Raw genomic sequence first — 12,412 nt, 5'->3', positions numbered from 1 at the left:
GGCGGCGGCCGCACACGGCGCACATTGTGTTTAAAAGGCGGGAATGTGACGCGGGAATAACTCAAGTGGACGCGCGTTGAGCTATAACTGAGAGAAGAAACGTGCTCCGGGGTCGGTGTGAATCCGAACCGGCGGTGAAAGTCCGCGAGCCGTTCCGTTCGAAAGGGCGAAACGGTTGAGCTGGTGAAATTCCAGCACCGACGGTTAAAGTCCGGATGGGAGGCGCACGGGTCGGTTGGATTCTCGAATCCGATCGGCAGGTTTCGCGTTGCGCGACCGCACCCCGGAGTTCGTACCAGACGAATGAGGAGCGGATGCCTGATATGGCGAGCGCAGAGACGGCACCGATTGCCGCGCCCGACGCGGCAACCAAGCGCGCGACGTCGAGCGCCGCTGTACCTGCGGACGACCGCGTTGACGTTGGCGTCGACGTTGCCGGGGCCGGCAACGCGGACGTTGCCCCGGCCGGCAACGCGGACGTTGCTCCGGCCGGCAGCGCGAACACCACCCAACCCGGCAGTGCGGACGTTAACGGAGCAGGCCGTGCGGACCTTGCGGGTTCCGGTGGCACAAATGTTGCCGGAGCAGGCAGCGCAGACCTGGTGGATGCAGGCAGCACGAACGCAGCCGAAGCCGGCAGTGCGGAGGACGTTACGACGGACGTTGCGGCTGCTGGAAGCGCGGATGTCGCTGCTGGCGGCTGGTCGAGCGTTCCCGCAGGCGACCGCGCCGAGGGTCGCTTCGGCATCGAGTACGCATCCGTGATGCGCCGCGCCCTCGAGCTGGCCGCAAACGGACCAGCCGCCGGCGTCAACCCGCGGGTCGGCTGCGTCATCCTGGATGCGAACGGCCACACCATCGCCGAAGGCTGGCACCGGGGCGCCGGCACAGCCCACGCCGAGGTCGACGCGCTCGCCCAGCTTCCGGCCGGCGCCGGACGTGGCGCCACTGCCGTCGTCACCCTCGAGCCGTGCAACCACACCGGCCGAACCGGCCCCTGCGCCGTCGCCCTGATCGACGCCGGCGTGTCCCGGGTCGTCTACGCGGTGAGCGATCCCGGCGAACACTCGTCGGGCGGGGCCGAGCGGCTCCGCGCCGCCCACGTCGAAGTCGAGTCCGGTGTGCTTCTCGACGAGGCCGCCGTATTCCTCGGCGACTGGCTCACCGCCGCCCGCCTCGGCCGGCCATTCGTCACCCTGAAATGGGCGTCGAGCCTCGACGGTCGTGCCGCCGCCGCCGACGGCACCAGCCAGTGGATCACGGGACCCGCCGCCCGCGCTGACGTTCACCGCCGCCGCGCCGCCGTTGGAGCCATCGTGGTCGGCACCGGCACGGCCCTCGCCGACGATCCTGCGCTCACTGCTCGCGGCGCCGACGGCCGGCTCCTGCCCCAACAGCCGGTCCCCGTCGTCATCGGCACCCGCAGCATTCCGGGCAGCGCCGCGATTTACTCGCACCCGCATGCCCCGCTCTTCTTCGGGCACGACGATGACGCCGTCGGTATGAGCAGCAGTGACAGCAGCAGCAACGGCGGAAGCGAAACCGCGGCGGCCCCCGGCATCGACCTCAGCGGTGTGCTCGAAGACCTGCACAGCCGCGGCATTCACCGGGTCTTCATCGAGGGCGGTCCTACCTTGGCCAGCGCCTTCGTCAGCGCCGGACTGGTCGACGAATACCTCGTCTACCTCGCCCCCACGCTGCTCGGCGGCAGTCGACTCGCCCTCGGCGACATCGGCGTCGACACGATCGGCGAGCAACGCCGGCTCCGCATCGACAGCGTCGAACGGCTCGGAGACGACATCCTCCTCGTCGCCCACCCGGCGAACGCCGACAGCCCCACACCAGCCCCTGGCCACACGCCCTGACCCGCACCAACACACGCACCGACTCACGCACCGACAAGGAACCAACATGTTCACCGGAATCATCGAAGACATCGGCACGATTGAACGCATCGACAGATCAGCGGATGCGGCCCGCCTCACCATCCGCGGACCCCGCGTGCTCGAAGGGGTCCGCCACGGCGACTCCATCTCGGTCAGCGGCGTCTGCCTCACCGTCGTGGCGAGCACCGCCGACACCTTCACCGCCGATGTGATGGCCCAGACACTGACCATGTCGACCCTCGACGGTGCCGTCGACGGCGCATCCGTCAACCTGGAACGCGCCGCCCTCGTCGGCGACCGCCTCGGCGGCCACATCGTGCAGGGCCACATCGACGGGACTAGCACCGTGCTCGCCATCACGCCCGGCGACGGCTGGCAGGTGCTGCGCTTCAGCCTCTCCCCCGCCCTCGCGCCGCTCGTCACCAGCAAGGGGTCCATCGCGATCGACGGCGTCTCACTCACCGTGAGCAACATCAGCGACGCAACCGAGCCCCGGCAATGGTTCGAGGTCTCGCTGATCCCGGAGACCCTCACAGCCACCACCCTGGGGCGACGTGCCGTCGGCGACACGGTCAACATCGAGACCGACATCCTGGCGCGCCACGTCGAGCGGATGCTGGCTCTCGCCACCGCGGGCGGCCTCGCCGGCCAGGCCGCGGCATCCGTCGCCACACCCCACGCGACCACAGAATCCACCCTCACCGCAGCGAACATCGCCGCAGCAGACACAACCACCAGGAGCGCATCATGAGCCTCGCCGATATCCCCACCGCCCTTGAGGCCCTCCGCCTCGGCAAGCCGGTGATCGTCGCGGACGACGAGGGCCGCGAAAACGAAGGCGATGTGATCATCTCCGCCGAACTGGCCACCCAGGAATGGATCGCCTGGATGGTGCGCAACACCTCCGGATTCATCTGCGCGCCGATGAGCAACGACATCGCCGACAAGCTCGACCTGCCGGTGATGGTGCTCGCCAACGAAGATCCGCGCGGCACCAACTACACCGTCACCGTCGACGCCGCCGACCGGCTCAGCACCGGTATCAGCGCGGCCGACCGGGCCCACACGCTGCGCGTGCTCGCCGACCCGACCTCCGAGCCGTCGAGCCTCAATCGCCCCGGGCACATCCTGCCCCTGCGGGCGATGGACGGTGGCGTGCGCGAGCGGGACGGCCACACCGAAGCCGCCGTCGACCTGATGAAGCTGGCCGGCCTGGTGCCGGTCGGGGCGATCTCCGAGATCGTGGCCGAGGACGGCGAGATGATGCGGCTGCCCGCCCTGATCGAGCTCGGCGAGCGCGAGGGCATACCGGTGATCACGATCGCCGAGCTTATCGACTACCTGCAGGAATTCCACTGCGACACCGATCTGCCCACCATCAGCGCCATCCTCGAGTCGCCGCGGGTGGACTTCGAGGTGGAGACCACCGTCCCCACCACCCACGGCCCGTTCAAGGTGCGCGCGTACCGCGACCGGATGACCGGCGCCGACCACGTCGCCTTCGTGGCGGGCACCCCCGCCAACGGCACGCTGGTGCGGGTGCACTCCGAGTGCCTCACCGGTGAAGCGTTCGGATCGCTCAAGTGCGAGTGCGGGCCGCAGCTCGACGCTGCGCTGGACACCATCCAGACCGAGGGCGGCATCGTCATCTACCTACGCGGCCACGAGGGCCGGGGCATCGGCCTGATCAACAAACTCCGCGCCTACAAACTGCAGGAAGACGGGCTCGACACCCTCGACGCCAACCTCGCCCTGGGGCTTCCGGCGGACGCCCGCGACTACGGCGCCGCGACCGGCATCCTCGACGAGATGGGCATCGCCTCCATCCGGCTGCTCACCAACAACCCGGAGAAGGTGCGCCAGCTCGAGGCGCGCGGGGTCACCATCACCGAGCGGGTTCCGCTGGTCGTCGGGGTCGGCGACCACAACGAAGGCTACCTCGCCACCAAGCGTGACCGCATGGGCCACCAGATCGAATCGCACGACATCGTGAAAGGAACCGCACTATGAGCGGAGCAGGATCGCCCGAACTCGAGGTTGACGGCACCGGCCTCACCATCGTGATCGTCGCCGGGCAGTGGCACGAGGTGATCACCGACGGACTGATCGCCGGCGCCACCCGCGTCCTGGAGTCTTCGGGCGCCACCTTCTCCGTGGTGCGCGTTCCCGGCAGTTTCGAACTCCCGCTGGCGAGCAAGGTCGCGCTGGAGAGCGGAGCGGATGCCGTCGTCGCCCTCGGAGTCATCATCCGTGGCGGAACACCGCACTTTGAATACGTATCGGCAGCGGCAACGGATGGCCTCACCCGGGTTGCGCTGGACACCGGAAAGCCGGTCGGATTCGGCCTGCTGACCCTCGATGACGAGCAGCAGGGACTGGATCGTGCCGGTCTGCCCGGTTCCAAGGAGGACAAGGGCGAGGAAGCGGCATCCGCTGCACTGGTCACCGCCCGCCTGCTGGCCGGACTCCGCGGCTAGACCGAAGCATTGGTCGAGCTGGTCGAGGCTCAGCGGTCTCGACCAGTTCGATCAACGGTATGGACGGAGCGCTACGGCTTCCACACCATGAGCACGACCACGGCGACCAGCAACAGCGAGGCGACCCCGCTGCCGGCGGCGATCGCCGGATAACGCGGGGCGGCGCCGGTGGCGAGACCGCCGCTGCCGGCGAGCGCTTCGGCAGCCTTGCGCATGGTCGGAACGACCAGGAACAGGGTGAGGCCGAGTGCGATCACGTAGAGGATGATCGACCAGAGGATCCACGGCGTCGTGATGGACAGGTTGAGCTTCGGGTCCGCGGTCCCCATCACACCGAAGCCGAAGACGACGACCACCAGCGACAGCAGGCTGAAGATGTTGGTGGACTTCGCCAGCACCTCCACCTGGGAGCCGTTGCCGGCCCGGATCGCGCGCATCGCGGTCATCGGCAGGATCGCCATCGGGCCGACGATGAAGACGGCCGTCACAACGTGCAGGATGTTCAACACTGTTTCCATGCCCCCAGCCTAGCCAGCCGTTCGCGCTGTGCTTTCCGGCACGCGCTGTGCTTTCGTACACGCGCTGACCTTTCCGGCACGCGCTGACGTTTCGTACACGCGCTGACCTTTCCGGCACGCGCTGCGGGCGTGCCCGCCGCGCGTGGCCAAAACCGCAGCGCGACGGGACGGAGAGTGTCGCACGGGGTTTGGAGAGTGTCGCACGGGGTTTAATGAGCGGATGTTCACCCACATCGCGATCCACCACCCCCGTCCCGAGTACCGCGACGAGCTGATCGGCTCGATGAAACGGGTCGCGTCCGCCGCGGAAGGGTCAGCGGGCCTGGTACGCATCGGTCCTTGGCGCGAGGAAAGCGGCGATCGCCTGGTCGGCCTGTCGATCTGGGAGAGCAAGGCTGCGTTCGACGCGGCCGGCCCGGCCATTTTCGCTGCCGTCGCCGACGACCCCTTCGACCTGTGGGATTCGCGGCCGCCGGAGAGTTTCCACCTCGAGGAGCTGTAGCCCGCCGTCGCACATCAGTGCCAGCCCGTCGCGCTGAGGTTTTCGCCACGCGCGGAGGGCCTGCCATCCGCGTGTGGCCAGAACCACAGCGCGAGGGAGGGACGAGGGGCGAGGGGCGAGGGGCGAGGGGGCGAGGGGGCAGGGTCGGGCAGCAGGCCCGCAGGCCCGCAGGCCCGCAGGCCTCGGTGTGATGCGATTTCTCCGCGACTCCATGCGGGCGTATGGTAATTGACGGCCGCCACAAGCGGCCGCTCTCTTTGTCCGTGCCACTCGCTGCCGCCGACGCCTGACCGACGCCCGCGCTTTCGTGGCCTTTGTCCGCACTATTTTCGAAAGCCGCACCTCTTCTATGTCAGCACCCACAACATCCGTCGCGCCGGGGGCCACGTCCGCGCCGGCCAATCCGCGCAGCCGCGTGATCCTCGCCAGCCTAATCGGCACGACCATCGAGTTCTACGACTTCTACGTGTACGCGACGGCGGCGGTGCTGGTCTTCCCGCACCTGTTCTTCCCCACCGGCAACGAAACCACCGCGCTGCTGTCGTCGTTCGCCGTGTTCGGGGCCGCGATGGTCGCCCGTCCGCTCGGGGCCGTGTTCTTCGGCCACCTCGGCGACAAGGTCGGGCGCAAGACCACGCTGGTGGCGGCCCTGCTCACGATGGGCATCGCCACCTTCCTGATCGGCGTGCTGCCGACCTACGCGATCGTGGGCTGGTTCGCCCCGTTGCTGCTGGTGCTGCTGCGCCTCGCCCAGGGCTTCGCACTCGGCGGCGAGTGGAGCGGTGCGGCCCTGGTCGCGACCGAGAACGCCCCGAAGGGCAAGCGCGCCTGGTACGGCACCTTCCCGCAGATGGGGGCGCCGATCGGCTTCATCATCGCCAACGGCCTGTTCCTGCTGATCGCGCTGATCCTCCCGTCGACCGACCCGACCCGTCCGTCCGACGCGTTCCTCGACTGGGGCTGGCGGATCCCGTTCCTGTTCTCCGCCGTCATGGTCATCGTCGGCCTCTGGGTGCGCATGCGCCTGGTGGAGAGCGACGCGTTCACCAATACCGTCAAGCGCGGCAAGGTCGTCAAACTGCCACTCGGCGCCGTGATCAAGTCCAACTGGCGCCAGCTGGTCCTCGGCACATTCTTCATGCTCGCCACCTACGTGCTGTTCTACCTGATGACCACGTTCTCGCTCAGCTACGGCCGCGCGCCCCTGGTGGCGAACGAGGTCTCGAAACTGCCCGGCCTCGGCTACAGCTACAACACCTTCGTGTTGATGCTGATCGCCGGCGTCGTGTTCTTCGGCATCTTCACGCTGCTGTCCGGCCCGTGGGCGGACAAGTTCGGACGCCGCAAGACGCTGATCTGGGTCACCCTCGGCATCATCGTCTTCGGCCTGCTCTGGGTGCCGCTGCTCGGCGCGGGCTTCATCGGCGTGATGGCGTGGCTGATCATCGGATTCTCGCTGATGGGCATGACGTTCGGCCCGATGGGCGCCTTGCTGCCCGAGCTGTTCCCGACCAACGTGCGGTACACCGGCTCCGGCGTCTCCTACAACGTCAGCTCGATCCTCGGCGCCGCGGTGGCCCCGTTCATCGCGGTCTGGCTGTGGGGCCTCGCTGACGGAAGCCCGTTCCTGGTAGGCGTGTACCTCGCCGTCATGGCCGTGATCACGCTCATCGCGCTGCTGCTCGGCAAGGAGACCAAGGACGTCGACATCGACCGCTGAGTCGGTACTGATTCAGCACCACGCATTTCGAATCGAGCGGATGCCCCGGCCACGTTGGCCGGGGCATCCGTCGCTGGCGAGGGCATCCGCTCGTTGTCCGGGCGTCCGTCGTTGGCCGGGGCATCCGCCCGTTTGCCGCTGCTCGGCCTGCGATCCGGCTGCGCCCCCGCGGATACGCGTGCAATCGGGTGCGATCGCATGCAATCGGGTGCAATCGCATCACGCTTCGTGCACCGGCGTGCTTCGCGCTGAGGAATTGACCACGCGCTGTGGGCCTGCCATCCGCGCGAGGTCAAATCGTCAGCGCGTGCAAGAAAAGTCAGCGTGAGGGAAACCATTCGACAGCGCCGAGGGGGCGAAAACCTCAGCGTGTGCAGGAATCCGCAGCGCGACGGGGGCAAGCACGGCGGGCGCACGCAAGGATCCTCAGCGCGACGGGGAAGCACGGCGCGGGTACGGCGCGGGGAAGCACGCCTCCGCGGCGCGGGGACGGATGCTCGGCATTCGCGCGTAATACGCGTGCGGAACCCCGCCCCGAGCCATATAGTTGGCGTACTGACTAATTCGATTCGAGGAGGAATGCGGATGCCTGAGGGTCCCGACCTGATGAACGCCCCGGTCGACGCTGCCACGCAGCTCGAGCTCGACCGGCTCTACGCGGGCTTCGAGGCGGAGAACCTCGCCCCGCTGTGGACGCAGCTGGGCGACCTGATGCCGATGGTCCCCGCGCCGAAGGCGGTCCCCCATGTCTGGCGCTGGAAGACCCTCTACGACCTGGCTCGGCGCAGCGGCGACCTGGTGCCGGTGGGACGCGGCGGCGAGCGCCGGGCGATCGGCCTGGCCAACCCCGGGCTCGGCGGCGCCGCGTACGCGACGTCCACCCTGTGGTGCGCGATCCAATACCTCGGCGGCCACGAGACCGCTCCCGAGCACCGGCACAGCCAGAACGCCTTCCGGTTCGTGATCGAGGGCGAAGGCGTCTGGACTGTCGTCAACGGCGACCCGGTCGCCATGCGGCGCGGGGACTTCCTGCTCACCAGCGCCTGGAATTTCCACGGCCACCACAACGACACCGCGAACCCGATGGCCTGGATCGACGGCCTCGACATCCCGCTTGCCCACTACATCGACTCCGGCTTCTTCGAGTTCGGCTCCGAGCGCGTCACCGATGAGGCGTCCCCGTCGATCTCGCGGTCCGAGCGGCTCTGGAGCCATCCGGGTCTTCGCCCGCTGTCGGTGCCCGACGCCCAGGTCGCCAGTCCCCTGGCCGCCTACCGCTGGGAGCACACCGACGCCGCCCTCCGCGAGCAGCTCGCGCTCGAGGATGAGGGCTACCCGGCCACCCTCGCGCCCGGCCACGCCGGCATCCGCTTCAGCAACCCCACCACCGGCGGCGACGTGATGCCCACCCTGCGGGCAGAATTCCACCGCCTTCGGGCGGGAGCGTCCACTGACCCGCGGCACGAGGTCGGCTCATCCGTCTGGCAGGTGTTCGAGGGCAGCGGCACGGTCGTGCTCGGTGACACCGAGCAGCGGCTGGAGACCGGCGACCTGTTCGTGGTGCCCTCCTGGGTGCCGTGGTCGCTGCATGCCGACACCCAATTCGACCTGTTCCGTTTCTCCGACGCCCCACTCATGGAGCGTCTCCACCTGAACCGCACCTATGTACCGGAGGTCTCCCGATGAAGCTTGCCACCCTGAAACTGTCCGACGGCACGCGTGCCGTGCGCATCGACGAGGACTCCGCCGTGGAGATCCCGGGCTACGCGAACGTGGGCGAGCTGCTCGCCGCGGCAGACTGGTCGACGGCGGTCGACGGCGCGGCCGGCCCGTCGCATCCGCTCGCCGACATCATGGACGACCAGTGGGCCGCCGTGATCCCCCGGCCGGGCAAGATCGTCTGCGTCGGCCTCAACTACCGCAACCACATTCTCGAGATGGGCCGCGAGCTGCCCGAATTCCCGACGCTGTTCGCCAAGTTCCCCGAGGCGCTCATCGGCCCGTTCGACGACATCGACCTGTCGACAGTCTCCGACCAGGTGGACTGGGAGGGTGAGCTCGCGCTCATCATCGGCACCACCGCCCGCAAGGTGGGCGTCGACACGGCGGCCTCGCACATCGCAGGCTTCGCCGTGCTCAACGACGTGACGATGCGCGACTACCAGTACCGCACCCCGCAGTGGCTGCAGGGCAAGACGTTCGAGGGCACCACCCCGCTCGGGCCGTTCCTGGTCAGCCCCGACGAGGTTCCAGCGGATGCCCGCCTGCGGACGCTCGTCAACGGCGAGGTCGTGCAGGATGTTCCGCTCGAAGACCTGGTGTTCGACCCGGCAACGCTGGTGGCCTACATCTCGGAGATCATCACCCTGAACCCGGGCGACGTGATCGCCACCGGCACGCCCGGCGGCGTAGGCCACGCCCGGAAGCCCGCCCGCTACCTCGCCGCCGGCGACGTGCTGGAGACCCGGATCGACGGCGTCGGCGCCCAGCGCAACGTCGCCGGCCGCCAGGGTGAGTAATGAACGCGCGGCACGACCAGGTCACCGACCCGGAGGTGCAGCGCACGTTGCTGCTCGCCCGGCGGGGTCAGGCCTATTTCAGCCGTAAGCTCGCCGAGCTCACCGACGCAGAGCTCTACCAAGCGTCGCTCCTGCCCGGCTGGAGCCGCGCGCACGTCGTCGCCCACGTCGGCTACAACGCCCGCGCACTCACCCGGCTGCTCGAATGGGCGAACACCGGCGTGGAGTCGCCGATGTACGCCACCACGAGCCAGCGGAACCACGAAATCGAGCTGGGTGCCACGCTGCCGGCGGCGGCGCTTCGCAACCTGTCGGAGCACGCCGCCGTGCACCTCACGGTGGAGTGGCGCGACCTCCCCGCCGACAAGTGGACGGTGCCCGTGCGCACCGCACAGGGCCGCACCGTCCCGGTGAGCGAGACCGCCTGGATGCGCGCCCGCGAGGTGTGGCTGCACGCGATCGACCTGGACAACGGGGGACGCTTCAGCCACCTGCCCGACGAGTTCGTGCGCCGGCTGCTGCCGGAGATCGCCGCCACCTGGTCCACCCGGGCGACGACCGGAGCCGACCAGATCCCGGCCCTGGTGCTGCACCCGGGCCAGGACGACGTGATCCTGGTCACCGGTTCCGGCCAGGAGACGGATGCCGCGGCAGCGGATGCCGGGGCAGCGGATGCCGCCAGAACGGATGTCGCCCCAATGGACGTCTACGGCTCCTGGACCGACCTGCTCGCTTGGGCGACCGGCCGGACGGACAGCGGAGCGGTCGACGCCACCGGGCAACCGGCAGCCCACGCCCCCCGGTGGTTGTGACCGACGGCGTTGCACCGGACAGGGTTGTGACCGACGGCGTTGCACCGACTACGGTTTCAACGAACAGGGTTGTGGACGATACGGAGCGGACGATGGGTATCGACCCCGAGGTGCACGGCGACCTGCCGGACGAACTCCAGCCGTACAGCGGGTTCCTGATCCGGCGCGCGCAGCAGCTGCACCTCGACGTCTGGGCCGACGGGTCGTTCAACGGGATTACCGGAATCCAGTTCGGCGTGCTGGTGCTGGTGGAACGGCATCCGCTGCTCGACCAGAAGACCCTCGGCGCCCACCTGGCCCTGGACCGGTCGACCATCGCGGGAATCGTCTCGCGGCTGGAGCGGCAGGGGCTGATCACCCGGAGCGTCGGCGACGCTGATGCCCGCCGGCGCCTGCTCGAGCTCACACCGGCCGGCGCAGATGCACTCGTGGAACTGCGGAGGCACGCCGCGCTGGTCGACCAGCGCCTCACCGCGCCACTGTCCGAGCCGGAGCGGCTCGAGCTGCGGCGGCTGCTCGGCGTGCTGATCACGCACCACACCGCGCCGGCGGCCGGGGAATCTGAGTCGCTGCGCGAGTAGCGTGGGGCCACTCGCGGCGCGTTCGCCGGTCCCATGCTGCGGCCGCCGGTCCCGGTCAGGGGTGAGCGGCGTCAGGCGAGTGCCGCGTCAGGCGAGTGTGGCGACCTGGTCTGCGCCGTCCACGGAGGCGCTGCGAACGGATGCCCCGGTGCCCGTAGCCTCGCCCGCCGCCTTGTCCTGGTAGATCCAGTCTATGTAGTCGAAGTCATCGTTCGCGCGGTTGCGGAACAGCTCGTTGCGCAGCACGCGGGCGAAACCCTCGACATGCCAGGACTTGCCCCAGAGGCGGGCGTTCTTCTGGATGCGGGCGGTGCGAGCGGTGCGCACGGCCTGGTAGCTGGCGAACGCGTGCTGCCAGCCGTCCGCCGCCTCGGTGAACGCGGCGGCCACGAGCGCGTCGGCGATCGCCTCGGCGTCTTCGATGGCCTGGCACGCCCCCTGGGCCAGGTACTGCAGCATCGGATGGGCGGCGTCGCCGAGCAGCACCATGCGACCGTCGACCCAGGTGTCGATCGGCTCACGGTCGTACATCGGCCAGTTGCGGGTGCGGTCCAGGTGCTGGACGCCCTCACGGATCTCCGGCACGCACGCGGCGTAGGCGTCATCGAGTTCGCTCACTCCACCCCAGGGCACTTCGCCGCGCTCGTAGCCGGGCGAGTGGAAGACGGCGACCTGGTTGAGCATCGAGCCATTCCGCAGCAGATACCGCACCAGGTGGCAGCCCGGACCGACCCAGACGATCACGTCCTCCAGTTTGTCGGCATTCGGGACCTGGTCGATCGGGATGGCGCCGCGGTAGGCGACGTACCCGGAGGGAACCGGCTGGTCGTCGGAAAGCGTGGTCCGCAGCCTCGAGTTGAGGCCGTCGGCCGCGATGACGATGTCCGCCTCGTAGATCGTGCCGTCCTCTGCGGTCGCGCGGGCGCCGAATCCGTCACTCCGCACGTCGATGATCGTGGTGCCGGTGACGAGGTCCACCCCGGAATCCCGGGCGGCCTTGAGGATGATGGCGTGCAGGTCGGTGCGGTGCGCCACCACGTACGGGGCGCCGTAGCGCTCCGCGAATTCGCCGGTCAGTTCCTGCCGGGTGAGTTCTTCACCGGTGACCGCATCGAGCACGACGAGGTTCTGCGGGGTGACTCCCACGGCGATCACCTCGTCGAGCAGGCCCCACCGGCGGAGGATCCGGGTCGCGTTCGGACCGAGCTGAAGGCCCGCACCCACTTCGCCGAAGGCATCCGCTCGTTCGACCAGCGTGACGGCGACGCCGGTGCGACGGATGGCGGTGGCTGCGGCCAGGCCGCCGATGCCGCCTCCGACGACGAGGACGGTGCGGTCTGCGGACAGCGGGGCGGGAGTGATCTGGTTCATCGATCACCTCTCTGTGATCTTGGTGC

12 protein-coding genes and 1 riboswitch are annotated in these 12,412 nt (G+C 69.0%); of the genes, 10 read left to right on the top strand and 2 right to left on the bottom strand.

Annotated elements, in window-relative coordinates:
- Positions 1 to 98: 98 nt before the first annotated feature.
- Positions 99 to 231: riboswitch (FMN riboswitch) on the top strand.
- A gap of 533 nt (positions 232 to 764) precedes the next feature.
- The 4 genes from ribD to ribH are packed head-to-tail and all read left to right on the top strand — an operon-like array spanning position 765 to position 4,363.
- Positions 765 to 1,865: a bifunctional diaminohydroxyphosphoribosylaminopyrimidine deaminase/5-amino-6-(5-phosphoribosylamino)uracil reductase RibD gene (gene ribD / locus AB4Y94_RS12115; RefSeq protein WP_441728172.1), complete on the top strand. Its 1,101-nt coding sequence runs from the start codon at positions 765 to 767 to the stop codon at positions 1,863 to 1,865.
- Positions 1,866 to 1,911: 46 nt separating this feature from the next.
- Entirely contained in the window at positions 1,912 to 2,637 is a 726-nt protein-coding gene (locus tag AB4Y94_RS12110) for a riboflavin synthase (protein WP_441728078.1), read from the top strand.
- A complete protein-coding gene (ribB, locus tag AB4Y94_RS12105; RefSeq protein WP_441728077.1) occupies positions 2,634 to 3,896 on the top strand; it encodes a 3,4-dihydroxy-2-butanone-4-phosphate synthase in 1,263 nt (420 codons plus the stop codon). The genes AB4Y94_RS12110 and ribB overlap by 4 nt, the downstream gene beginning before the upstream one ends.
- On the top strand, positions 3,893 to 4,363 hold the full coding sequence (gene ribH, locus AB4Y94_RS12100; RefSeq protein WP_441728076.1) for a 6,7-dimethyl-8-ribityllumazine synthase: 471 nt from the start codon (positions 3,893 to 3,895) through the stop codon (positions 4,361 to 4,363). The genes ribB and ribH overlap by 4 nt, the downstream gene beginning before the upstream one ends.
- A gap of 71 nt (positions 4,364 to 4,434) precedes the next feature.
- On the opposite strand, the gene AB4Y94_RS12095 is transcribed toward ribH, so the two are convergent.
- Entirely contained in the window at positions 4,435 to 4,881 is a 447-nt protein-coding gene (locus tag AB4Y94_RS12095) for a DUF2269 family protein (protein WP_441728075.1), read from the bottom strand.
- A gap of 220 nt (positions 4,882 to 5,101) precedes the next feature.
- Here AB4Y94_RS12095 and AB4Y94_RS12090 point away from each other — a divergent pair, with 220 nt between their 5' ends.
- The 6 genes from AB4Y94_RS12090 (at position 5,102) to AB4Y94_RS12065 (ending at position 11,015) form a co-directional block, all read left to right on the top strand.
- Positions 5,102 to 5,383, top strand: coding sequence for a hypothetical protein (locus AB4Y94_RS12090; RefSeq protein ID WP_441728074.1), 282 nt, complete (start codon positions 5,102 to 5,104; stop codon positions 5,381 to 5,383).
- A 349-nt stretch (positions 5,384 to 5,732) separates the two neighbouring features.
- The gene (locus AB4Y94_RS12085; RefSeq protein ID WP_441728073.1) at positions 5,733 to 7,103 is read left to right on the top strand and encodes an MFS transporter; all 1,371 of its coding nucleotides are present in this window, start codon (positions 5,733 to 5,735) and stop codon (positions 7,101 to 7,103) included.
- 585 nt (positions 7,104 to 7,688) lie between these two features.
- Positions 7,689 to 8,789 carry a cupin domain-containing protein gene (locus AB4Y94_RS12080; RefSeq protein ID WP_441728072.1) on the top strand — a complete coding sequence of 367 codons (1,101 nt, stop codon included), beginning with the start codon at positions 7,689 to 7,691 and terminating at the stop codon, positions 8,787 to 8,789.
- Entirely contained in the window at positions 8,786 to 9,622 is an 837-nt protein-coding gene (locus tag AB4Y94_RS12075) for a fumarylacetoacetate hydrolase family protein (RefSeq protein WP_441728071.1), read from the top strand. The genes AB4Y94_RS12080 and AB4Y94_RS12075 overlap by 4 nt, the downstream gene beginning before the upstream one ends.
- The gene (locus tag AB4Y94_RS12070; protein ID WP_441728070.1) at positions 9,622 to 10,434 is read left to right on the top strand and encodes a maleylpyruvate isomerase family mycothiol-dependent enzyme; all 813 of its coding nucleotides are present in this window, start codon (positions 9,622 to 9,624) and stop codon (positions 10,432 to 10,434) included. The genes AB4Y94_RS12075 and AB4Y94_RS12070 overlap by 1 nt, the downstream gene beginning before the upstream one ends.
- Before the next feature lie 92 nt (positions 10,435 to 10,526).
- Complete coding sequence (locus AB4Y94_RS12065) at positions 10,527 to 11,015, top strand: MarR family winged helix-turn-helix transcriptional regulator (RefSeq protein WP_441728069.1); 489 nt, start codon at positions 10,527 to 10,529, stop codon at positions 11,013 to 11,015.
- 87 nt (positions 11,016 to 11,102) lie between these two features.
- On the opposite strand, the gene AB4Y94_RS12060 is transcribed toward AB4Y94_RS12065, so the two are convergent.
- A complete protein-coding gene (locus AB4Y94_RS12060) occupies positions 11,103 to 12,386 on the bottom strand; it encodes an FAD-dependent monooxygenase (protein ID WP_441728068.1) in 1,284 nt (427 codons plus the stop codon).
- Between the last annotated feature and the right edge of the window lie 26 nt (positions 12,387 to 12,412).

The organism is Glaciibacter sp. 2TAF33, from assembly GCF_052114945.1.
Classification (GTDB): domain Bacteria; phylum Actinomycetota; class Actinomycetes; order Actinomycetales; family Microbacteriaceae; genus Cryobacterium.
Note: the sequence above shows the minus strand (reverse complement) of the source record. Positions and strands in the feature narration are given on the sequence as shown.